General features: G+C 60.6%; 20 protein-coding genes, 1 tRNA gene and 1 riboswitch. Of the genes, 18 read left to right on the top strand and 3 right to left on the bottom strand.

Annotation, left to right across the window (positions count from 1 at the left end; translation table 11 throughout):
• Positions 1-9 precede the first annotated feature (9 nt).
• From cobO to bluB, 3 genes are read left to right on the top strand one after another with little or no spacing between them, the layout of a single operon-like run.
• A complete protein-coding gene (gene cobO / locus DENOEST_RS11905) occupies positions 10-621 on the top strand; it encodes a cob(I)yrinic acid a,c-diamide adenosyltransferase (RefSeq protein ID WP_145771273.1) in 612 nt (203 codons plus the stop codon).
• Positions 615-1925 carry a cobyrinate a,c-diamide synthase gene (locus DENOEST_RS11900; RefSeq protein ID WP_408640028.1) on the top strand — a complete coding sequence of 437 codons (1311 nt, stop codon included), beginning with the start codon at positions 615-617 and terminating at the stop codon, positions 1923-1925. The genes cobO and DENOEST_RS11900 overlap by 7 nt, the downstream gene beginning before the upstream one ends.
• Complete coding sequence (gene bluB, locus DENOEST_RS11895; RefSeq protein ID WP_145771272.1) at positions 1922-2596, top strand: 5,6-dimethylbenzimidazole synthase; 675 nt, start codon at positions 1922-1924, stop codon at positions 2594-2596. The genes DENOEST_RS11900 and bluB overlap by 4 nt, the downstream gene beginning before the upstream one ends.
• 54 nt (positions 2597-2650) lie before the next feature.
• Here bluB and cobD read toward each other — a convergent pair whose 3' ends face one another.
• Complete coding sequence (gene cobD, locus DENOEST_RS11890; RefSeq protein WP_145771271.1) at positions 2651-3784, bottom strand: threonine-phosphate decarboxylase CobD; 1134 nt, start codon at positions 3782-3784, stop codon at positions 2651-2653.
• Between the two features lie 162 nt (positions 3785-3946).
• Here cobD and cbiB point away from each other — a divergent pair, with 162 nt between their 5' ends.
• The 3 genes from cbiB to cbpB all read left to right on the top strand — a co-directional run bounded on the left by cbiB (position 3947) and on the right by cbpB (position 6848).
• Entirely contained in the window at positions 3947-4888 is a 942-nt protein-coding gene (gene cbiB / locus DENOEST_RS11885; protein ID WP_145771270.1) for an adenosylcobinamide-phosphate synthase CbiB, read from the top strand.
• 106 nt (positions 4889-4994) lie between these two features.
• Positions 4995-5177: riboswitch (cobalamin riboswitch) on the top strand.
• Between the two features lie 106 nt (positions 5178-5283).
• Complete coding sequence (gene cbpA, locus DENOEST_RS11880; RefSeq protein ID WP_145771269.1) at positions 5284-5469, top strand: modified peptide precursor CbpA; 186 nt, start codon at positions 5284-5286, stop codon at positions 5467-5469.
• Positions 5466-6848 carry a peptide-modifying radical SAM enzyme CbpB gene (gene cbpB, locus DENOEST_RS11875; protein ID WP_145771268.1) on the top strand — a complete coding sequence of 461 codons (1383 nt, stop codon included), beginning with the start codon at positions 5466-5468 and terminating at the stop codon, positions 6846-6848. Before cbpA ends, cbpB begins: the two co-directional genes overlap by 4 nt.
• A gap of 342 nt (positions 6849-7190) precedes the next feature.
• Here cbpB and DENOEST_RS11870 read toward each other — a convergent pair whose 3' ends face one another.
• The gene (locus DENOEST_RS11870) at positions 7191-7484 is read right to left on the bottom strand and encodes a helix-turn-helix domain-containing protein (RefSeq protein WP_145771267.1); all 294 of its coding nucleotides are present in this window, start codon (positions 7482-7484) and stop codon (positions 7191-7193) included.
• Between the two features lie 208 nt (positions 7485-7692).
• On the opposite strand from DENOEST_RS11870, the gene DENOEST_RS11865 reads away from it, so the two are divergent.
• The 4 genes from DENOEST_RS11865 to fumC all read left to right on the top strand — a co-directional run bounded on the left by DENOEST_RS11865 (position 7693) and on the right by fumC (position 10950).
• Entirely contained in the window at positions 7693-8934 is a 1242-nt protein-coding gene (locus tag DENOEST_RS11865) for an aspartate kinase (RefSeq protein WP_145771266.1), read from the top strand.
• A 54-nt stretch (positions 8935-8988) separates the two neighbouring features.
• Positions 8989-9081: transfer RNA gene (locus DENOEST_RS11860), tRNA-Ser, on the top strand.
• Positions 9082-9274: 193 nt separating this feature from the next.
• Positions 9275-9514 (top strand): DUF2789 domain-containing protein, encoded by a 240-nt coding sequence (locus DENOEST_RS11855; protein WP_145771265.1) that lies wholly within the window; start codon positions 9275-9277, stop codon positions 9512-9514.
• A gap of 41 nt (positions 9515-9555) precedes the next feature.
• Positions 9556-10950 (top strand): class II fumarate hydratase, encoded by a 1395-nt coding sequence (gene fumC, locus DENOEST_RS11850; protein WP_145771264.1) that lies wholly within the window; start codon positions 9556-9558, stop codon positions 10948-10950.
• Positions 10951-11003: 53 nt separating this feature from the next.
• On the opposite strand, the gene aceB is transcribed toward fumC, so the two are convergent.
• Positions 11004-12602 carry a malate synthase A gene (aceB, locus tag DENOEST_RS11845; protein WP_145771263.1) on the bottom strand — a complete coding sequence of 533 codons (1599 nt, stop codon included), beginning with the start codon at positions 12600-12602 and terminating at the stop codon, positions 11004-11006.
• A 112-nt stretch (positions 12603-12714) separates the two neighbouring features.
• On the opposite strand from aceB, the gene DENOEST_RS11840 reads away from it, so the two are divergent.
• The 8 genes from DENOEST_RS11840 to ccoG all read left to right on the top strand — a co-directional run bounded on the left by DENOEST_RS11840 (position 12715) and on the right by ccoG (position 21409).
• Positions 12715-13605, top strand: coding sequence for a LysR family transcriptional regulator (locus DENOEST_RS11840; protein WP_145771262.1), 891 nt, complete (start codon positions 12715-12717; stop codon positions 13603-13605).
• Positions 13606-13708: 103 nt separating this feature from the next.
• Positions 13709-16183 carry a heavy metal translocating P-type ATPase gene (locus DENOEST_RS11835; RefSeq protein WP_232096498.1) on the top strand — a complete coding sequence of 825 codons (2475 nt, stop codon included), beginning with the start codon at positions 13709-13711 and terminating at the stop codon, positions 16181-16183.
• Positions 16183-16401 carry a cbb3-type cytochrome oxidase assembly protein CcoS gene (gene ccoS / locus DENOEST_RS11830; RefSeq protein WP_145771261.1) on the top strand — a complete coding sequence of 73 codons (219 nt, stop codon included), beginning with the start codon at positions 16183-16185 and terminating at the stop codon, positions 16399-16401. The genes DENOEST_RS11835 and ccoS overlap by 1 nt, the downstream gene beginning before the upstream one ends.
• A 302-nt stretch (positions 16402-16703) precedes the next feature.
• Entirely contained in the window at positions 16704-18128 is a 1425-nt protein-coding gene (gene ccoN / locus DENOEST_RS11825; protein WP_145771260.1) for a cytochrome-c oxidase, cbb3-type subunit I, read from the top strand.
• 19 nt (positions 18129-18147) lie between these two features.
• Positions 18148-18759 (top strand): cytochrome-c oxidase, cbb3-type subunit II, encoded by a 612-nt coding sequence (gene ccoO, locus DENOEST_RS11820; RefSeq protein WP_145771259.1) that lies wholly within the window; start codon positions 18148-18150, stop codon positions 18757-18759.
• Positions 18760-18763: 4 nt separating this feature from the next.
• Positions 18764-18940, top strand: coding sequence for a cbb3-type cytochrome oxidase subunit 3 (locus DENOEST_RS11815; RefSeq protein ID WP_145771258.1), 177 nt, complete (start codon positions 18764-18766; stop codon positions 18938-18940).
• 12 nt (positions 18941-18952) lie between these two features.
• A complete protein-coding gene (gene ccoP, locus DENOEST_RS11810) occupies positions 18953-19912 on the top strand; it encodes a cytochrome-c oxidase, cbb3-type subunit III (protein WP_145771257.1) in 960 nt (319 codons plus the stop codon).
• A 78-nt stretch (positions 19913-19990) separates the two neighbouring features.
• A complete protein-coding gene (gene ccoG, locus DENOEST_RS11805) occupies positions 19991-21409 on the top strand; it encodes a cytochrome c oxidase accessory protein CcoG (protein WP_145771256.1) in 1419 nt (472 codons plus the stop codon).
• Positions 21410-21414 lie beyond the last annotated feature (5 nt).

Raw genomic sequence — 21414 nt, 5'->3', positions numbered from 1 at the left:
GGTTCTATCATGTCCGAAATCAAGCCAGAGCATCAACGCCACACTGCCCGCATGCAGCGCAAGAAGGCCGTGGTGGACGAACACATCGCCGCCGCTCAGGTGGAGCGGGGTGTGCTGGTGGTGAATACCGGCACCGGCAAGGGCAAGTCCTCCGCTGCCTTCGGCGTGGTGGCCCGGGCCTTGGGCCACGGCATGAAAGTGGCGGTGATCCAGTGCATCAAGGGGCGCACCGATACCGGCGAGGAGGGCTTCTTCCGGCGCTTTCCCGATCTGGTGAGCTGGCATGTGATGGGCGAGGGCTTCACCTGGGAAACCCAGGATCGGGAGCGCGATGCCGCCAGGGCCCAGGCGGCCTGGATGCTGGCCGCCCGCTACCTGGCGGACCCGGCCTATGGCCTGGTGGTGCTGGACGAGTTCACCTATCCCCTCAAATATGGCTGGCTGGATCTGGCGCCGGTGCTGTCGGCTCTGGCGGCGCGGCCGCCGCTGCAGCATGTGATCATCACCGGGCGCGGTGCGCCCGAGGCCTTGATCACCGCCGCCGACACGGTGAGTGAAATCCATCAGGTCAAGCATGCCTTCGCCGCCGGCGTAAAGGCCATGCCGGGGCTGGAGTGGTGAGCCCGGCGGCACGGGCCGGGACGGTGACCTGTCCCGCCCTGTTCATCGCGGCACCGGCGTCAGGTCAGGGCAAGACCAGCATCACCGCCGCCCTGGCCCGGCTCCATGCCCGCCAGGGGCGCCGGGTGCGGGTCTTCAAATGCGGCCCGGACTTTCTCGATCCCCAGTTGCATGGACAGGCCAGCGGCGCCCCCTGCCACAACCTCGACCTCTGGATGTGCGGCGAGGCCGATGGTGCCCGCCGCCTGGCCGAAGCCGCCGGCGCCGCGGATCTGATTCTGGTGGAAGGCGTGATGGGCCTGTTCGATGGCGAGCCATCGGGCGCCGACATCGCCCAGCGCTTCGGTCTGCCGGTGCTGGCGGTGATCGATGCCTCCGCCATGGCGCAGACCTTCGCCGCCGTGGCCCACGGCTTGCACAGTTATCGCCCTGGTTTGCCGTTTCATGGCGTGCTGGCCAATCGGGTAGGCAGCCCCGGCCATGGGGAATTGCTGCGCCGTAGCCTGCCTGCCGATCTTTACTGGTGCGGCGCCATTGCCCGGGATGACGCGGCTGTCTTGCCCGAGCGGCACCTGGGCCTGTTGCCGGCCGATGAAATCCTGGAACTGTTGCCCAGGATAGAGCGCCTGGTCGATCAACTGGCCGGCCAGCCCTGTGCCGACCTGCCCCCAGTAGTGAATTTTGCCTGTCCCGAGGCTGCGCCACTGCACCGCTTGTTGGCGGGACAACGTATCGCCGTGGCCCGGGATGCCGCCTTCTGCTTCATCTATCCGGCCAATCTCGACACACTGAGGGAGCTGGGGGCCACCCTCAGCTTTTTTTCGCCCTTGGCCGGAGATGTCCTGCCGGACTGCGACAGCGTCTGGCTTCCTGGGGGATACCCGGAACTCCACGGCCTGTGCCTGGCGGCCTGTGGCGACTTGTGGCGACAATTGGGGAATCATGTGGCTGCCGGCAAGCCTCTCCTGGCGGAGTGCGGCGGCATGATGGCGCTGTTCGAAGAACTGGTGGACCTCCAGGGCCGGCGCCATGCCATGGCGGGTCTGCTGCCCGGGGTCTGCACCATGCAGCCGCGTCTGGCAGCCCTGGGGAGCCAGGAGGCTGATTTGCCGGAGGGCCGGCTGCGGGGTCATGCCTTTCATTACTCTTCAGCAAGCACCGATTTCCCGCCCCTGTGTCGCGCCAGCCGCCCCGATGGCGGGGTGGGTGAGGCCGTCTATCGCCGGGGGCGTCTTACTGCGTCCTATGTGCACTTTTACTTTGCCCAGGCCCCCGAGGCCATTGCCGGAGTTTTCATGCCATGAGCAATCCCCACGCCTATAGCCAAGTCGAGATCGATGCCCTCTGGCGTGCCCTGCGGGAGCGGCGCGACATGCGCCATTTCCGTCGTGAAGCGCTGCCCGAAGGCTGCCTCGATCGATTGTTGGAAGCCGCCCATCTGGCGCCTTCGGTGGGTTTCATGCAGCCCTGGCGTTTTCTGCGCATCACCGATCCGGCCTTGCGGGGCCGCATCCATGCCCTGGTGGAGGAGGAGCGTCTGGCGACTGCCGAGGCGCTGCCTTCCCGGCGCAACGAGTTTCTCCAGGTGAAGATCGAAGGCATCCAGGATTGCGCCGAACTGGTGGTGGTGGCTCTGATGTCCGGGCGCGAAAAACACCTTATCGGTCGTCGCACCCTGCCTCAGATGGATCTGGCCTCCACCGCCTGCGCCATCCAGAACATGTGGCTGGCGGCCCGGGCCGAGGGCATCGGCCTGGGCTGGGTTTCCTTCTTCCAGCCGGAGGCTCTGGCCCGATTGCTGGCCATGCCGGAAGGGGCTCAACCCATTGCGATACTCTGCATCGGACCGGTGGATGCCTTCTATCCCCGTCCCATGTTCGAAGATGCCGGCTGGGGCCGGCGTTTGCCCCGGGAGGCCGTGGTGTTCGAGAATGTCTGGCCCGCAGATGCAGCTCCTACGCCGACAGCCTATTGAGCGCCCTTCCGCTTTCTTGATAGGGTTACAGCGGATGTTTTTTCAGTCCATTGGTTAACGTGAAAAAGCCGCGCCGGAGCCGAGTGTAATCATCGAGCGTAGCGAGCCGATAGGGAGCCCCGCCTCGGGGCGGGGATGGGGGTGGGGGGCGTTCAATTTGCCTTTGCGCATTTTCATCCTCGGGGGGGGGCTGGGGACTATGTGCGTCAGGGCGGCATCCAGTCGTTGCCATTGGGATTCATCGCCGGGCAGGCCCAGGCGCAGGGCGGGCGGCGACTCCAGGCAGCGGGTGAGGATGCCTTGCTGTGCCAGCGCTCGATGCAAATGGGGCGCTTGGGGCGTGGGCAAATAGTGAAAAAGTTGAGTATGGCTCCTGCGCGTGAAGCCGTGGTCGGCCAGCAATCGATCCATTCTCGCGCTGGCCTCGATCAGGCGCTGCCGTTGCCCCGTCTGCCAGCTTTGATCGGACAGGGCCAGGGTGGCTATGTAACGACTGGGATGGGACAGGCTCCAAGGCCCCAGGGCTGCGGCCAGGCGATCCAGCAAAAGGCTGGGGCCACAGGCGAAGCCGACCCGGGCGCCGGCCAGGCCGAAAAATTTGCCCAGGGAGCGCAGCACGATCAGGCTGGGCAGATGGTCTCCGCAATCCGCTATCAGATTCTGCTGGGGTATGACATCGGCAAAGGCTTCGTCCACCAGCAGCCAGCCGCCGCGTCTGGCCATGTCCTGCGCCAGGGCCAGCAGGCGCTGCCGATCGAAGCATGCGCCAGTGGGATTGTTGGGATTAACCAGCACTACCACCTCCACTTGGCGGGCCATGGCTTCCAGTTGAGGAGGGGCGAAGGCCAGAATTTCATGCCCCGCCTGTCGCCACGCCGCCGGATGTTCTCCATAGGTGGGCGCCAGCACGGCGACGCGTCCCGGAGGGCGCAGTCGGGGCAGGGTCTGTATTGCGGCCTGAGAACCCGGCAAGGGCAGGATCGGCTTGTCGAGGGGCAGGCCGTAACAGGCCCGGGCGGCGGCTTCCAGCCCATCGTCCGCCTCCGGCAGGCGCTGCCAGCAGGATGGCGGGAGCGGGGGCGACGGGTAGGAGAAAGGGGCAATGCCGGTGGACAGGTCGAGCCAGTCAGTCAGGGGAATGCCCCAGTGCCGGGCCGCTTCCCGAAGTTTGCCGCCGTGTTCGATCATCGCGTTTCCTGTGCTGTGCTTCGTCGCCGGTTTGTTGTTAGGGGGCGTCTCGGGCGCGGCGCGGATTATCGGGGGGCGTGGGTGGCGATGTCAAAGTGCTGGCAGGGGTCTCGTTAATGTCTGCGCCAGTAGAATCGCAGCTCTTTTGTGTCGGGTGGTTTCATGGCTGAAGGATTTCTGCTCCTGATGGCGGCAAGCCTTGCCGTGCTCGCCGACCGACTACTGGGCGAGCCGAGGCGCTGGCATCCCCTGGTGGGATTCGGCAGGTTGTCGCGCTGGATCGAGGCCCGTTGCCGCCTGAGCAATGTCCTGCCGCGCCATGACCGGCTGCTGGGGGTGGCGGCCTGGGGGCTGGCGGTGCTGCCTCCGTTGATGGCGTCCATGCTGCTGTGTCAACTGCCCTGGGGTCTGGGCTGGCTGGTTTCCGCAGCCTGCCTGTATTTCGCCCTGGGGGCGCGCAGCCTAGAGCAGCATGTCGGGGTTGTGGAGACCGCCCTGCTCGGCGGCGACCTGCCAGGGGCGCGGCTGGCCGTGGGATGCATTGTGTCTCGCGACAGCACCGGCCTGGATGCTCCAGCCACGGTCCGGGCAGCCCTGGAAACAACCTTGGAGAACGGTAATGACGCGGTGTTCGCGGCCCTGTTCTGGTTTGCCCTGTTGGGCGGGCCGGGAGCGGTGCTGTATCGCCTGACCAATACGCTGGATGCCATGTGGGGCTACAAGAGCGAGCGCTATTTACATTTCGGCTGGGCCGCAGCGCGTTTTGATGACGTGCTCAACTGGTTGCCGGCCCGCCTGACCGCGCTGACCTATGCCCTGTTGGGCAACACGCGCCAGGCCTTGGACTGCTGGCGCCGGCAGGCATCCGCCTGGGAGAGTCCCAATGCGGGGCCGGTGATGGCCGCGGGAGCAGGCAGCCTGGGACTGGTGCTGGGGGGCGCCGCCAGCTACGAGGGTTGCATGGAACCTCGGCCGACCCTGGGTATGGGCGCGGCACCGGAGGCGAAGGATATCCAGCGGGGCCTGGCCCTGGTCCGGCGTGGCTTGATGCTCTGGCTGCTGCTCTGGGGTTTGGGAGTGATGGTCGCCGGGGCCGTCCTCTGACCTCGATTCTCAACGCTGCTCTCCTGAAGAGGGAGGCCGGTTTCGACTCGTATCTATTGACGTAGCGGAAGGGGCTCGCCACAATCACGCCCCGACGCAGCATCCAGGAACACGGTGCAATTCCGTGGCGGGCCCGCCGCTGTAATCGGGGACGGAGATCGCAGGGGGCCGGTGGCGCAAGCCTTCGGTCGCCAGCCACTGTCGGGGATCACTCCGGCGGGAAGGCGCGGTCGGTGGACGTGGAGTTCCGCGATCACCATGATTCCGGTCGATCCGAGAGCCAGAAGACCTGCTCGTCGTCAGACTTTTGGAGCCTTTGGAAGGGGTTCCGCCCCGGCGCTTGGCTGCGCCGGGGCGGAACCCCTTCGTCATTTCCTAAACTCAAGGAGAATCGGATGCATTCGACCACCAAGCAGCAAACCACCGCCCCCGCCATCGCCCCCCTGAAAGACCCACGGAGCGAATCGATCTCGGACAAACCGGCCATCATCGCCAGCCGCAAGCGCTGTGCCGCCGATGGCGTGGGGCTTTCCCATTACATCCTGATGGATCGCCATGATGGCAAGGAATCCGGAAAGTGAGGGCGCCGGGTCTTTACACCAACTCGGGTACGGGACCAACGCTGGTGCCGCTGGATATCGGTCACGGGGATTATGTGGCCGTGACGGACCCGAAAACCGCTTTCTGGGCGCTGGTGCGCAAGGACAGGCTGGCGTCATCCCTGAGCGACGCGGCCTTGCTGGACGCTTATCGATTGAAGGCTGACGCGTTCGCACGGGAACTCCATGAATTGCGCTTCGGCTTGAAGCCTTCCGCAGTCTATGTGAACCCCACCGAGCGCTGCAATCTCAACTGCACCTATTGCTACATTCCGGAGGGCATGCGTTGGGAGGGCCAGCACATGCCGGCGGATCGGCTGATCGCCGCCCTGGAAAAGCTCCAAGCCTATTTCGCCACGGTGATGCCGGCGGGTCACCAGCCGCGCATCATCTTCCATGGCGCCGAGCCCCTGATGAACCAGTCGGCGATGTTCGCAGCCATTGATGCGTTCAAGGACAACATGGTATTCGGTGTGCAGACCAACGCCACCCTGCTCGACGATCATGCGCTGGATTTCCTGACCCGGCGCCGGGTCAGCATTGGTTTGTCTCTCGATGGTCCCCGCGCCGAGGTTACCGACGCGACGCGCTTCACCTTCGGCGGCAAGAGTGTCCATGACAAGGTCTTGGCGGCCATGGAAAAACTCAGGGGGTACGACGCATGGAGCGTGATCGCTACCTGTACCGCGAGCAATCTGGATCAACTGGTGCCCTTGATGGAGCTTTTCCATGCTAGGGAGGTGCCTACCTGCATGCTGAATGCCGTGCGCTGCACCCTGGAAGGCGCGCGCAAGGTGCGGCCCGATGACGGGGATCTGGCCCGTGGTTTCATCGCCGCTCTGGAGCGTAGCCATACCTTGTACTTGGAAACGGGCCGCAAGCTGGTTGTGGCCAATTTCGCCAACATCCTGCTGGCCATCATGGCACCGACGGCCCGGCGCTTGATGTGCGACATATCGCCTTGCGGCGGTGGGCGGGCCTTCTTCGCCCTGGCACCCGACGGTGGGATGTTTCCCTGTAGCGAGTTCATCGGTCTCGAGGAGTTTCGGGGCGGCAACCTGTTTACCGACGTCGTGCAGGATGTGCTGGATTCCCCCGCCTTTCGCTTGGTGACGGAGCGGAACGTGGATAGGTTTTCACCCTGCACGGATTGCGCAATTCGCCATTTCTGCGGCTCGCCCTGTCCCGCCGAGGCTCATCAGATGAATGGTGGCATGGACAGGATCGGAGCCTTCTGCGGCTTCTACGAGGAGCAGGTGCGCTATGCTTTCCGACTCATCGCCGATGGTCGTGCCGACGACTTTCTATGGGATGAATGGGATAAAGGCGTGGAAACCAGCTTCGCTTTTACCCGTCAGTAATCTGACCGTGCCAGGCGCCATCCGTATCTGCACGGTACACCTGGCAATTTTCCCGTTCAGCGTTTTCTGATAAGCAGCCAGACCCTGGGGCGGGTCAATTTACTCAGCTCATCCAATCGGGGTCTGGTGTCGCGGTGATGAAACAGCTGGCTGTCCCGATTCCTCAGGACTAGATTCAGCAGAACTCAACCGCCTGGGTCAAGGTCGATAACCTCCCCTGAGGGTGCCCCAAAAGGCGGAGCGGGAGAAACCCAGACCGGTCAGTCTGAGCTCTCCCTGCGTGATATCGTTCCCATGACTGCCGCCAACGATTTTTTTGGGCAGCAGTGCCGCGACCGGAAATCAGGCAGCCTTTCTGTAGGCACGAGCCTGTTTCTTGAGATCCTTGAACAGATCGGGATTGCTGGCCTTGAGGAACTCGACCACTTCGAAGTCCTCTTTTCTTACCTTGGCGATGTCGATCTGTTCCACATGGACCAAGCGCAGCAACTGCTGAACCGGGCGGGGCATGTTGCGGCCGCTTTCATAGCGTGATCCGCCACTTTGGGTGACGCCCAGCTTGGACCAGAATTGCTGCTGATTCAGGCCGAGTTTGTGGCGAATTTCGCGGGCGTCGATTTTTTCGGGAGTCTTCATTTTGGGTCTCCTTGGGTATGCGTTCTGTGAATGCCATCGTCGTTGGATATATAACCGAAGTTATATATCCAAAGTATATATATTATTTTCACAACATACAAGGTTGGCATTCTTTGGCGTGACTCTTGAAGGATTATCTGGAATCGGCAATCCGGCGGGGGATCGGGTAAAATCGCTTCCCTCATTTGAGTAAATCGTTTCAAAACCAATGACTTTGATAGTTCAGAAATACGGCGGCACCTCCATGGGGTCCCCGGAGCGAATCCGCAACGTCGCCAAACGGGTGGCACGCTGGAAGGCCCAGGGGCACCAGATGGTCGTGGTGGTTTCCGCCATGAGCGGCGAAACCAACCGCCTTATCGCCCTGGCCAAGGACGTCTCTCCAGTTCCCGATGATAGGGAACTGGACGTGGTGATCTCCACCGGCGAGCAGGTGACGATTGCCTTGCTGGCCATGGCACTCAAGGATCTGGGGCTCAAGGCCAAAAGCTATACCGGCAGTCAGGTTCGGATACTGACCGACAGTTCATTCACCAAGGCCCGAATTCTGGATATCGATGGCGCCAGTTTGCAGCGCGATCTGGATGACGATACCGTAGTCATCGTGGCTGGTTTCCAAGGGGTGGATGAACAGGGCAATATCACCACGCTGGGGCGTGGCGGTTCGGATACCACGGGCGTGGCTCTGGCGGCGGCCCTGAATGCAGACGAATGCCAAATCTACACCGATGTGGATGGCGTCTATACGACCGATCCGCGCATTGTGCCGGAGGCCCGGAAGCTGGAGCGCATTACCTTCGAGGAGATGCTCGAAATGGCGAGCCTGGGCTCCAAGGTGCTGCAAATTCGTTCAGTGGAGTTCGCCGGCAAGTACAAGGTCAAGTTGCGCGTGCTCTCCAGCTTCGAGGAAGAGGGCCAGGAAACCCTGGGCACGCTGATCACTTTCGAGGATGACGTCAAGATGGAACAACCAATCATTTCCGGCATCGCCTTCAACCGGGACGAGGCCAAGCTGACCGTGCTGGGCGTACCGGATCGTCCTGGCATCGCCTATCAGATTCTGGGGCCGATTGCCGACGCCAATATCGACGTGGATATGATCATTCAGAACGTGGGCCACGATGGCAGCACGGACTTCTCGTTCACGGTGAACCGGGGCGAATTTTCCCGTGCCCTCAAGATTCTGGACGAGCAGGTCAAGCCCCATGTGGGCGCCCGCGCGGTCATCGGCGACAACAAAATTTGCAAGGTTTCGGCCGTGGGTGTGGGTATGCGCTCCCACCCCGGCATCGCCAGCCGGATGTTCCGCACCCTGGCGGAGGAGGGCATCAACATCCAGATGATTTCCACATCGGAGATCAAGGTCTCCGTGGTGGTGGACGAGAAATATCTCGAACTGGCGGTGCGAGTGTTGCACAAGGCCTTTGATCTGGATCAGGTGCTGGCCTGATTCGCTGATTGGGTTTGACCCATGGGACGCGGGCGTTTATCATCGCCGTCCTTCGGAGACGTGGCCGAGAGGTCGAAGGCACTCCCCTGCTAAGGGAGCATTCTTGCAAAACAGGAATCGTGGGTTCGAATCCCACCGTCTCCGCCAAGCACCAAAAAAGCGCCCTTCGGGGCGATTTTTTCGCATTTTCCCGCCATCATCCTTGATGGCGCTGGATTTCCCCTGGTCCCTGGTGACGATCTGCGGTGCTATCCTGACAAAGGTCAGGGGGCCGGTTCGGGGATGGGGTAGCTCGCATCCTCCCTGCACTTCGAGCCCTGTTTTCGAGTCGAGGTCAGTCATGGAAACGCCAACTCACCGCATGAGTCACCTGTTTGCTCAGCTCGGCTTACCGTCGGATGATGAGGCGATTGCTCGATTCATCCAGACGCACCATCCTCTGGCTAAGGGTACCTTGCTCCATGAGGCGCCATTCTGGACGCCAGCGCAGGCCGCTTTCCTGTGTGAGGAAATTCTGGAAGACGCCGATTGGGCTGAAGTGATCGATGCGTTGAATGCCGAGCTTGGCCCCCTAGGGTAGTGCCCCTGGCCCATGGAGTGGTTTTGAGGGAGTTGTCTGGGATGAGCGAGATCCGCATGGAAATAGACTCCTTCGGACCCATCGAGGTGCCGCAAGACCGCTTGTGGGGGGCGCAAACACAACGAAGCCTGCGCTACTTCGACATCTCCCATGAGCGCATGCCCTTGCCCTTGATCCATGGATTGGCCCTGATCAAGGGGGCGGCGGCCGACGTCAATGCTGTTCTTGGACTACTTGATGTTGGCAAGGCGCGGGCAATCCGGGAGGCTGCAGCCGAAATTCTGGCCGGGCGGCATGAGGATGAGTTTCCTCTGGTGGTCTGGCAGACCGGATCGGGAACCCAGACCAACATGAACGTCAACGAGGTGATCGCCAATCGGGCTTCCGAACTGCTGGGCGGCGGCCGAGGCGAACAGCGCCTGGTGCATCCCAACGACGACGTGAATAAGGGCCAGTCTTCCAACGACGTGTTTCCCGGCGCCATGCATGTGGCCGCGGCCCGTGCCCTGCACGAAGAGGTGCTGCCTGCGCTCCGGCAATTGAGTTCCTCTCTGGCGGCCAAGGCGAACGAGTTTGTCTCTATCGTCAAGATTGGCCGGACTCATCTCCAGGATGCCACGCCCCTGACCCTGGGGCAGGAGTTTTCCGGCTATGTGGCGCAATTGGCGTTGGCCGAAACGGCCCTGGACAATGCCTTACCGGGTCTTTATTCCTTGGCGATCGGCGGCACTGCGGTGGGTACCGGTCTCAACACTCATGCGGAATTCGGTGAGCGCGTTGCCGCTGCTGTCGCCGCCACCACCCGCTTGCCCTTCGTGACGGCGCCCAACAAATTCGCCGGACTGGCCGGCCATGAAGCCCTGGTAATCGCCCACGGCGCGCTGAAAACCCTGGCTACGTCCCTTATGAAAATTGCCAACGACATCCGCTGGCTGGCCTCCGGGCCCCGTTCCGGGCTGGGGGAAATCTCCCTGCCGGAGAATGAACCGGGCAGTTCGATCATGCCGGGCAAGGTCAATCCGACCCAGGCCGAGGCGATGACCATGCTCTGCGCCCAGGTCCTGGGAAACGACATTGCCATCAGCATCGGCGCCGCCAGCGGTAATTTTGAGCTAAACGTCTACAAGCCTCTGCTGATCCACAACTTTCTGCAAAGCACCCGGCTGCTGGCGGATGGTTGCCGCAGTTTCGAGACTCACTGCGTACGCGGCATTCAAGCCAACGAGGCGCGCATCGCCGAACTGCTTGATCGCTCCCTGATGCTGGTGACGGCCCTGGTGCCCCATATCGGTTACGACAAGGCCGCAAGCATCGCCAAAAAGGCCCATGCCGAGAACACCACTCTCCGGGAGGCGGCCCTGGCTCTGGGCCATGTGACCGCTGACGAGTTCGATCTCTGGGTCCGGCCGGAAGACATGCTGGGGCCAAAACAATAGGTTGGGGAAGGACTCCGGAAATGAACGGTGTCCTTGCCAGTGATACTGGCGGTTTACTCCATCGCCTCGTACAGGGGCAAGGTCAGGAATTCCGGGTATTCCGGGGTCAGGGACATCTTGTCGAAGATCACCGCAGCCTGGTCGTAGGTGGTGGTGTCCTCGCCCTGGGCTACGACGGTGGCCTTCACCTTGGCCAGTTCCTCGGCGATCATGGGGCGCACCATGTCGGCGGTGACCTTGCGGCCGTCGTCAAGAATGCCCTTGGGGCTCACCACCCACTGCCACACTTGGGAGCGGCTGATCTCGGCGGTGGCGGCGTCTTCCATCAGGTTGTGGATGGGCACGCAGCCGTTGCCGGCCAGCCAGGAACCCAGATAGTGGATGCCGACGTTGATGTTGTTGCGTAGGCCCGTTTCGGTGATGGGCTGCTCGGGCTGGAAGTTGAGGAAGTCACGGGCGCCGAAGGTATCAATCCGCTGCTTCTCCCACTGGTTGGGGCGCTCGCCCAGCACTTTCTTGAACTCTTCCATGGCGATGGACACCAACCCGGGATGGGCGACCCAGCCGCCGTCGAAGCCGTCATTGGCGTCGCGGGTCTTGTCGTGGCGGATGCCGGCCAGGGCCTTTTCGTTGGCCTCGGGGTCGTTCTTGATGGGGATCAGCGCGCTCATGCCGCCCATGGCGGGGGCGCCGCGCTTGTGGCAGGCCTTCACCAGGGCCAGGGCATAGGCGCGCATGAAGGGCACTTCCATGGTGATGGCGCTGCGCTGGGCCAGGCAGAAGTCGCGGTTCTTCTTGAACTTCTTGATGCAGGAGAAGATGTAGTCCCAGCGCCCGGCGTTCAGGCCCGCGCTGTGCTCGCGCAGTTCATAGAGGATTTCCTCCATCTCGAAAGTGGCGAGGATGGTCTCGATCAACACCGTGGCCTTGATGCTGCCCCGGGGAATACCCAGTTCGTCCTGGGCCAGGCAGAAGATGTCGTTCCACAGGCGGGCTTCCAGGTGGCTTTCCATCTTGGGCAGATAGAAGAAGGGGCCGGCACCCCGGGCGATTTGTTCTTTGGCGTTGTGGAAGAAGAACAGGGCGAAGTCGAAGATGCCGCCGGAGACGCGATGGCCGTCCACGGTCACGTGCTTCTCGTCCAGGTGCCAGCCGCGGGGGCGCACCTGCAGGGTGGCGATGGTGTCGTTGAGCCGATAGGTCTTGCCGGCCTCGTTGGTGTGGCTGATCTGGCGCCGCACGGCGTCGTAAAGGTTGATCTGGCCCTGGATCTGGTTGTCCCACTTCGGGCTGTTGGAGTCCTCGAAGTCGGTCATGTAACTGTCGGCGCCGGAGTTGAAGGCGTTGATGATCATCTTGCGCTCGACGGGGCCGGTGATCTCGACGCGGCGACATTCCAGGGCGCGGGGCAGCGAGGCCACTTTCCAGTCCCCTTCGCGGATGTGCTTGGTCTCCGGCAAGAAATCGGGCATTTCGCCGGCATCGATCCGGGCTTGGCGTTCCACGCGCTGCTTCAGTAGTTCCTGGCGTCGGGGTTCGCAGGCCCGGTGCAGCTTGGCCACCAGGGCCAGGGCCTCGGGGGTGAGGATGTGTTCAAAGCCGGACAGGATGGGCGCGTTGATTTGCATGCCGACGGGCAGGGTCAGGGACATGGGGGCTCCTAAGAATTTAATGATTCATGCAATCGATGGATGAAGTGTATTACTTGCTGAATATGATTTTAATATCCGTTAAAATCAATTCATCTTTTACTTTTTGTAAGTAATGGACCGACTGACTCAAATTGAAGCCTTTGTCACCACTGCCATCCAGGGTAGCCTCAGCGCCGCTGCTCGTCAGGAGGGGGTGACGCCGGCTATTATGGGGCGGCGTATCAATGCTCTGGAGGCACGGCTGGGCGTCAAGCTGCTGCTGCGCACCACTCGCCGCTTGAGTCTGACCCAGGAAGGGGCGGCTTTTCTGGAGGATTGCCAGCGTCTGCTGGGGGATCTGGGCAATGCGGAGGCTTCCGTCAGCCTGGGTGCGGTGCGGGCCAGTGGACACCTGTGTATCTCCGCTCCGGCGGGCTTCGGCCGTCGCCATGTGGCACCCCGAGTGGCCGCGTTTCTGGATGTACACCCGGAGGTGACAGCGGCCCTGGATCTTTCGGATCGGGTTGTGGATATCGTCAATGAGGGTATTGATTGCGCGGTGCGTATCGGCGGAATGACGGATTCCAATCTGATTTCGGTGCGCTTGGGAGAGGTGCGACGGGCGCTGGTGGGGAGTCCCGATTATCTGGCCCGGAGGGGCATTCCGGCGATGCCCGACGACCTGGCGAATCACGAATGTCTGCCCCTGGTGCAGCAGGCTGGATGGCTGTTTCGGGACGCCGCGAAGCGAGGCGAAACCCAGTTGGTGAAGATCAAGGGCCGGCTCCAGTGCAATGACGGATCCGCCCTGCGTGAGTGGGCTTTGCAAGGGAGGGGACTGGCCTGGCGTTCCCGTTGGGAGGTGGGCGAAGACCTGCGGGCAGGGCGACTGGTTGCAGTTCTGGAGGATTACGCCGCGCCACCCTTGGCCATCAGTGCGGTGTTTCCCCAAAGACAGATACCCTTGCGCCTGCGACTGTTCATTGAACATCTGAAAGCAGCCTTCGCCGGGCAGGATTATTGACGGTCAGGCCTGACTGTGCAGGCTTTGCTTCCCTCTATGGTTAAAATCACGGCCTTCTGCGGGGACCGTCGGGCTGCCCGAGAGGTTTCTGAGGTCTTCTCCTTTGTCTGCACCTGAGGCTGTTCCTTCCTGCTATCACTGTGGTCTGCCTGTTCCTGCGGATGCCGATTTCCCCGTCGAGATCGGCGGTAAGCCGCAGGCCATGTGTTGTGCCGGCTGTCAGGCGGTGGCCCTGGCCATCGTCGCCAACGGTCTGGACGACTACTACCAGCATCGGGATGCCCTGCCGGAAAGCCCTCGGGAGGCGGTGCCCCAGGCCCTGAAAGACCTGGGGTTGTTCGATCACCCCGAAGTGCAGAAGAATTTCGTTCGGCCCGTCGGGGAACATGAGCGAGAGGCGGCGCTGATTTTGGAGGGTATCACCTGTGCTGCCTGTGTCTGGCTCAACGAGGCCCATGTGGGGCGCCAGCCGGGGGTGACGGCGGTCGATATCAACTATGCCACCCGCCGCATGCGGGTGCGCTGGGATGAGCGGGTGACCCGGCTGTCCCATATTCTCGAGGCGATTGCCGCCATCGGCTATCGCGCCCATCCTTACGATGTTGCCAAGTCGGAGCAACTGGCTCAGTCCGAGCGCAAGTCGGCCCTATGGCGGCTGTTTGTCGCAGGCTTCGGCATGATGCAGGTAATGATGTATGCCGTGCCAGTGTATCTGGCGGAAGAGGGCACGATGACCGCCGACATCGAGCAATTGATGCGCTGGGCCAGCCTGATCCTGACCCTGCCGGTGGTGCTTTATTCGGCGGCGCCCTTCTTTCGCAGCGCCTGGCGGGACATGGCGTTGCGTCGTGTGGGGATGGATGTGCCGGTGGCTCTTGGTGTCGGTGCCGCCTTTGCGGCCAGCCTGTGGGCGACTGTCTCCGGACAGGGTGAGGTGTATTTCGACTCAGTGACCATGTTCGTGTTTTTCCTGCTGGGCGGGCGCTACCTGGAATTGATGGCGCGGCAAAAGGCGGTGCGAGGTGTTGAAACCCTGGCTCGGGCCACGCCGGCCTTCGCTGCCCGTCTGCTACATTTCCCGGCCCTGGAGTCGGAACGGGTTGCGGTGGCCGAATTGAATGTAGGCGATCTGCTGCTGGTCAAACCCGGTGAGGCAATACCCGCTGACGGAGTGGTGGTGCAGGGGGAGGGTGCGGCGGATGAGTCCCTATTGACGGGGGAGAGCCGCCCGGTAGCCAAGAATGTCGGCGACGAGGTGACCGGCGGCAGTGTCAATCTGGCAAGTCCGCTGGTCTTTCGTGTCCTGAGGACGGGGGAGCAGACCCGGCTGGCGTCCATTCGGCGCCTGATGGAGCAAGCGGAGGCTGAGCGACCGGAGACAGTACGCATGGCGGATCGGGTGGCGGCCCGCTTTGTTGCAGCCTTGCTGGTGCTGGCTGTGGTGACGGCGGCGACCTGGTATTTCATTGATGCGGGGCGGATGCTGGAGGTGTTTGTGGCCGTGCTGGTGGTGAGTTGTCCTTGTGCTCTTTCCCTGGCGACGCCGGCAGCCATGACGGTTTCTATCGGTGCCCTGGCCTCCCGGGGGCTGCTCGTTACTCGGGGTCATGCCATTGAGGCTCTGGCGCGGGTGACGTGTTTTGCCTTCGACAAGACCGGAACCCTGACCCAGGGGCACATGGTTCTGAAAGAAGTCTATTGCTGTCGGAACTGGCCCGAGCAGAGGCTCAGAGAGTTGGCAGCGGCTCTGGAACTCTCGTCCGAGCATCCCATTGCGGCTGGATTGCGGGCTGGGGTTGGTCAGGAGAAGCTTCCACGGGTCACCGAATTGCGGGTCCGTACCGGGGCCGGTGTCGAGGCCTGTTTCGAGGGTGAGGTCGTGCGCCTGGGGAGCCCGCATTTCAGCGCTGGACTCCACGGAATGCCTGTGCCGGAAAGGGTGGCAGGCTGGCAGGCTGCTGGTGATACCGCCGTGGCCTTGGCCAATGGTACCGGCTGGCTGGGGTTTTTCCGCCTCACGGATTCGTTGCGGGATGGAGCTGGGGCCATGGTGTCGGGTTTGTATCAACATGGATTGCGTCTGGCTGTGCTCAGTGGAGATAGTACCCCGGTGGTGCAGAGGGTTGCGGATGAACTGGGCATCAATGAATCCGAGGGGGAACTGTCACCGGAGGACAAGCATCAGCGCATCAAGGATTGGCAGCGGGAAGGGATGCATGTTGCGATGGTGGGCGACGGCGTCAATGACGCGCCTGTTCTGGCTCAGGCTCAGGTATCGGTCGCCATGGGGCAGGGCACGGATCTGGCTCGTACCCAGGCAGATATCGTGTTGCTGGGCCAAAGTCTGACAGCAATTGTCGATGGTTTTGAACTGTCCCGTCGTACGATGAGGATTGTGCGACAGAATCTGACCTGGTCTTTCGGCTACAACCTGACCGCTATTCCGCTGGCCATGGCTGGCTGGATCACCCCCTGGATGGCGGGTATTGGTATGTCGTGCAGTTCATTGCTTGTGGTACTCAATGCCTTGCGCCTGCAACGCCTAGCAGTTTCTGGAACCATCAAGGCAAGGATCTAATGGAAATTCTCTATTTGTTGGTGCCCTTGTCCCTGTTGCTGGTGTTCGTCATCGCCGGGATTTTCTGGTGGTCATTGCGCAATGGTCAGTTCGAGGACCTGGAGGGACCTGCTTATCGGGTCCTGATGGACAATGACAATTTTTCTGCGTCGGATGATGGCTTGGTGCAATCGATCCAAGGCGTTGATGTAGGTCAACGATCCCAAACGGAAAAATAGCCATACTTCAATGGAGAGTTTGGCGGTCATGCCGCCGGACTTGATGTCTCTCTGTTGGGGTTGGGGGTGCGCTTTTGCGCACCCTTTTTTTTCGCCCAGACATTTTTCATGTTGACTATTGAATAGGGGTATTGAGACAGTTATACCCGGTCTGCGCAGGCCTTCGATGAGTTAATGCGAGGAACAATTTGTGCTGCTATGCAGTAGAATTTGACGCAAATCAAAAAGCGACGGGATTAATGGCGTGTATCCTCTCCGTCGGCAGGGTTTATTTATTTTCTTGTTCTTGAGGGGTATCCATCATGCAGTCGCAATCGACTTATAACTATAAAGTCGTGCGCCAGTTCGCCGTGATGACCGTAATTTGGGGCATCGTTGGCATGCTGGTGGGGGTGATCATCGCCGCCCAGTTGGTCTGGCCTGAACTCAACGTGGTCGAATGGTTGAGCTATGGCCGTCTCAGACCTTTGCACACCAATGCCGTGATTTTCGCTTTTGGCGGCTGTGCGTTGTTCGCAACTTCTTACTATTGTGTGCAGCGGACTTCCCATGCGCCGCTTTTCGCGCCGGCACTGGCAGCCCTGACCTTCTGGGGCTGGCAGCTGATCATCGTGCTGGCCGCCGTGTCTTTACCCCTGGGTTTCACCAGCGGTAAGGAGTACGCCGAACTGGAATGGCCGATCGATATTTTGATCACCGTGGTGTGGGTGTCTTACGCCATTGTGTTCTTCGGCACGATCATGAAGCGCAAAACCCCTCATATCTATGTGGCCAACTGGTTCTTCGGCGGCTTCATTCTGACGGTGGCCCTGCTTCATCTGGTCAATAGCGCCGAAATTCCGGTGACCCTGACCAAGTCCTATTCTGCCTATGCCGGGGTTCAGGATGCGATGGTTCAGTGGTGGTATGGACACAATGCGGTGGGCTTTTTCCTGACCGCGGGTTTCCTGGGAATGATGTATTACTTTGTTCCAAAGCAGGCCGGCCGTCCCGTGTATTCCTACCGGCTCTCGGTGGTGCACTTCTGGGCGTTGATCTTCACCTATATGTGGGCGGGTCCTCACCATCTGCATTACACCGCCTTGCCGGACTGGACCCAGTCCCTGGGCATGATCTTCTCCCTGATTCTGTTGGCCCCAAGTTGGGGTGGGATGATCAACGGCATCATGACCCTTTCTGGCGCGTGGCATAAACTGCGGGACGACCCTGTCCTGAAGTTCATGATCACCTCCCTTTCCTTCTACGGTATGTCCACGTTTGAAGGTCCGATGATGTCGATCAAGACGGTGAATGCCTTGTCCCATTACACGGACTGGACGGTCGGTCACGTGCACTCTGGTGCCCTGGGCTGGGTGGCGATGATTTCCATCGGTTCCATCTACTATTTGTTGCCGCGCCTTTTCGGCCGCAAGGAGATGCATTCCACCAGTCTGATCAACGTCCATTTCTGGGTAGCCACCATCGGTGTGGTGCTTTACATCGCGTCCATGTGGATCGCCGGTGTAATGCAGGGACTGATGTGGCGGGCGACCAACGAGGACGGCACACTGACCTACTCCTTCGTCGAGAGCGTCAAGGCATCGTATCCATTCTGGACGATTCGTATCGTAGGGGGCCTGATGTTCCTCGCTGGCATGGTGATCATGGCTTACAACATGTTCCGGACCATCGCTGGTGGCAAGGCTTTCAATGCGCCGGTGGTGCTGCCGGCCGGTCATCACGCCTGATTCGCAAGGAGTTGAAACTATGTTGACCCATGAAAAAATCGAGAAAAATCTAGGATGGTTGATCGTCCTGGTCATCCTCGTGGTGAGCGTGGGCGGTCTGGTGGAGATCGTCCCCCTGTTCTTCCAAAAGTCTACCACCACCCCTGTCAATGAACTGGTCAAGCCCTACGACCCGGTTCGGCTGGTGGGTCGGGATATCTACATCCGAGAAGGCTGCTACAACTGCCATTCCCAGATGATTCGTCCCTTCCGTGCCGAAACCGAGCGTTACGGCCACTATTCCGTGGCGGGCGAGTTTGTCTATGACCATCCCTTCCAGTGGGGTTCCAAGCGTACCGGCCCTGATCTGGCCCGGGTTGGCGGCCGTTATTCCGATCTTTGGCATCGCACTCACCTGCTGAATCCCCGTGACGTGGTGCCGGAGTCGAACATGCCTGCCTACTACTGGCTGGATCGTCCAGCGAAAACCGGCGACATCGAACTCAAGATGCAGGCTTTGCGCAAGGTTGGCGTTCCTTATACCGATGAGGAGATTGCCGGTGCCAAGCAGGCCGTGGAGGGTAAGTCCGAGATCGAGTGCCTGATCGCCTACCTGCAAGGGATGGGCACGGCGCTCAAACAGGCGAGGTAATCAGGTGGATATCAACGACCTGCGCTCGATGTTTACGGTGCTGACCTTCGTCTTGTTTGTCGGCATTGTGTGGTGGGCCTATTCGGGCCAACGCAAGCAGGCTTTTGACGAGGCGGCAAACCTGCCCCTGGACGACGACTCTGTCCCAGGCGGCACGGGTGCGGGCTCCACGGATAAGTGAAGGAAACGAAAAATGGACTTCAAGAATACGAGCGATTTCGTTAGCGGCTTTTGGAACATCTATGTGGTCGGACTCACCCTGGCGAGCGTCATTGGTTGCGGGGTACTGCTTTGGATCCAAGGTGCCGCCAAGCATTCCGCCGGTCAGACGACTGGTCATGTCTGGGACGATGATCTGGAGGAGTACAACAATCCCCTGCCTTCCTGGTGGCGCTGGATGTTTTACCTGACAGTGGTTTTTGCCCTGGTCTATCTGGCTCTCTATCCGGGGTTGGGAACCTACGGCGGCTCTTTCTCATGGACCATGCGTGGCCAGTATGAGAAGGAAAGCCAGGTCGCCGACGAGCGATTCGTCCAGGCCTATGGCCCTTTGCTGAAAATGAGTCTGGCAGCGGTTGCCGCCGATCCACGGGCCAAGGAAGCCGGGCAGCGTCTGTTTCTGACCTACTGCGCCCAGTGTCATGGCGCCGATGCAAAGGGTACGCGTGGCTTTCCCAATCTGACGGACAGCGACTGGCTTTGGGGTGGTTCTCCTGAGCAGATCAAGGAAACCATACTCAAGGGGCGTGATGCCATGATGCCGGCCAAGGGTCTGAAGCCTGATCTGACCACCGATCAAATCAGGGATCTGGCCCATTATGTGCGATCGCTCTCTGGTCTGACTGCGGATTCGGTGCGTGTTCAGCGAGGGCAGGAGTTATTTGCTCCGTCCTGCGGTGCCTGTCATGGCCCGGAAGGCAAGGGCACGGTGGGTATGGCGCCGAACCTGACCGACAAGGTATGGCTCTACAGCAGTTCCGAGGATGTAATCGTCGAGACCATCACCAAGGGACGCCAGAACCGCATGCCGGCCTTTGGCGAGTTTCTCGGCGACGCAAAAGTGCATCTGCTGGCGGCCTATGTTTATGGCCTGGGTGGTGGCGCCAAGGCAACTCCACCCAGTGCTGACCCGGTGGTGCCCGAGGCCAAATAAACCTGCTGAAATCTCCCCGGTCCTTGGCCGGGGAGATTTTTTTAATCTGAAACATCAGAATTTGCTGATATATAGATCATGAGCGCCGAATCCCCAGGGTATCCGCCAAATATCTCCGAGTCGGCCGAAGAGCCGCTCTACGAGATACAGAAAAAAATCTATGCACGCTCCGTGTCGGGACGTTTCGCAACCTGGCGCTGGGTACTGGTCTGGCTGACACAACTGGTCTACTACGGGTTCTGCTGGTTACCCTGGAACGGTCGCCAGGCGGTGTTGTTCGATCTGGTGGAACGGAAGTTCTATATCTTCGGCCTGATCCTGTGGCCCCAGGATGTCTTCTTCCTGGCAGTGCTGCTGATCATTTGTGCCTATGCCATGTTCCTGTTCACTGCCGTGGGGGGGCGTCTCTGGTGTGGCTATGCCTGTCCTCAGACGGTCTATACAGAACTCTTCATGTGGATCGAACAGGTCTTCGAAGGGGATCGGAATGCCCGTATGCGTCTGGATCAGGCGCCGATGAACGCGGAAAAATTCATTCGTAAAACCGGCAAGTATTCTTCCTGGATACTACTGTCGGCCTGGACGGGCTTTACCCTGGTCGGCTATTTCACTCCGGTCAAAACGCTCTGGGGATCTTTCTGGTCTTTCAACCTGGGACCCTGGGAGAGTTTCTGGATTTTTTTCTATGGTGGTTTTACCTATCTCTTGGCCGGACATTTGCGGGAGCAGGTGTGCAAGTACATGTGCCCCTACGCAAGATTCCAGGGGGTAATGTTTGACCCCGATACCCTGGTTATCACCTACGACGAGGAAAGAGGAGAACCCCGTGGCCCCCGTTCCAAGAAGATCGACTATCGCCAGCAGGGGCTCGGGGATTGCGTGGACTGCGGGCTATGCGTTGCCGTCTGTCCCACTGGCATCGATATTCGCCAGGGTCTGCAATACGAATGCATCGGTTGTGCCGCCTGTATTGATGCCTGTGACCAAGTGATGGACAAGATGGGCTATCCCATGGGTCTGATCCGCTACTCGACAGAACATGCCGTTGAGCAGCATTGGGGGTGGAAGGATATCTTGGGGCACATTATCCGGCCCCGGGTGGTGATTTATAGCGCCGTGCTTGCCGCCATCTGTATTGCCTTCGCCTGGGGGCTGGCGACCAAGCCATCCCTGAGAGTGGATGTGATCCGGGATCGGGCGACCCTGTCCCGGGAGGTGGAGGACGGACTGATCGAGAACGTCTACCGTTTGCAAGTGATGAACGTCTCCGAGCAACCACAGACCTTCCATATCGAGGTGGAGGGTCTGCCGGGAATTCACCTGGAGGGCATCCGTACAGTGGCAGTGGGACCGGCCAGCGTCGTTCCAGTGACAATACAAATCCGGGCACCGCTGGATTCAGGAAAGCGTGGCGCCAATCGAATCCACATCAACGTGGCCTCACCGACCGACGACAAGGCGCGAGTTCACGAGAAAGCGACCTTCTTCCTGCCATGAAAACC

Origin of the sequence: Denitratisoma oestradiolicum, from assembly GCF_902813185.1 — a bacterium.
GTDB lineage: Bacteria > Pseudomonadota > Gammaproteobacteria > Burkholderiales > Rhodocyclaceae > Denitratisoma > Denitratisoma oestradiolicum.
This window is presented reverse-complemented; position numbering and strand designations above follow the sequence as displayed.

Excerpts from the sequence above, each read along its gene's own strand:
- DENOEST_RS11865 (WP_145771266.1), top strand. The coding sequence starts at position 7,693 with ATGACTTTGATAGTTCAGAAATACGGCGGCACCTCCATGGGGTCCCCG.
- aceB (WP_145771263.1), bottom strand. The coding sequence starts at position 12,602 with ATGTCCCTGACCCTGCCCGTCGGCATGCAAATCAACGCGCCCATCCTG.
- bluB (WP_145771272.1), top strand. The coding sequence starts at position 1,922 with ATGAGCAATCCCCACGCCTATAGCCAAGTCGAGATCGATGCCCTCTGG.
- cobO (WP_145771273.1), top strand. The coding sequence starts at position 10 with ATGTCCGAAATCAAGCCAGAGCATCAACGCCACACTGCCCGCATGCAG.
- cobD (WP_145771271.1), bottom strand. The coding sequence starts at position 3,784 with ATGATCGAACACGGCGGCAAACTTCGGGAAGCGGCCCGGCACTGGGGC.
- ccoS (WP_145771261.1), top strand. The coding sequence starts at position 16,183 with ATGGAAATTCTCTATTTGTTGGTGCCCTTGTCCCTGTTGCTGGTGTTC.
- cbpA (WP_145771269.1), top strand. The coding sequence starts at position 5,284 with ATGCATTCGACCACCAAGCAGCAAACCACCGCCCCCGCCATCGCCCCC.
- DENOEST_RS11840 (WP_145771262.1), top strand. The coding sequence starts at position 12,715 with ATGGACCGACTGACTCAAATTGAAGCCTTTGTCACCACTGCCATCCAG.
- ccoG (WP_145771256.1), top strand. The coding sequence starts at position 19,991 with ATGAGCGCCGAATCCCCAGGGTATCCGCCAAATATCTCCGAGTCGGCC.
- ccoN (WP_145771260.1), top strand. The coding sequence starts at position 16,704 with ATGCAGTCGCAATCGACTTATAACTATAAAGTCGTGCGCCAGTTCGCC.
- fumC (WP_145771264.1), top strand. The coding sequence starts at position 9,556 with ATGAGCGAGATCCGCATGGAAATAGACTCCTTCGGACCCATCGAGGTG.
- cbiB (WP_145771270.1), top strand. The coding sequence starts at position 3,947 with ATGGCTGAAGGATTTCTGCTCCTGATGGCGGCAAGCCTTGCCGTGCTC.
- ccoP (WP_145771257.1), top strand. The coding sequence starts at position 18,953 with ATGGACTTCAAGAATACGAGCGATTTCGTTAGCGGCTTTTGGAACATC.
- DENOEST_RS11855 (WP_145771265.1), top strand. The coding sequence starts at position 9,275 with ATGGAAACGCCAACTCACCGCATGAGTCACCTGTTTGCTCAGCTCGGC.
- DENOEST_RS11870 (WP_145771267.1), bottom strand. The coding sequence starts at position 7,484 with ATGAAGACTCCCGAAAAAATCGACGCCCGCGAAATTCGCCACAAACTC.
- ccoO (WP_145771259.1), top strand. The coding sequence starts at position 18,148 with ATGTTGACCCATGAAAAAATCGAGAAAAATCTAGGATGGTTGATCGTC.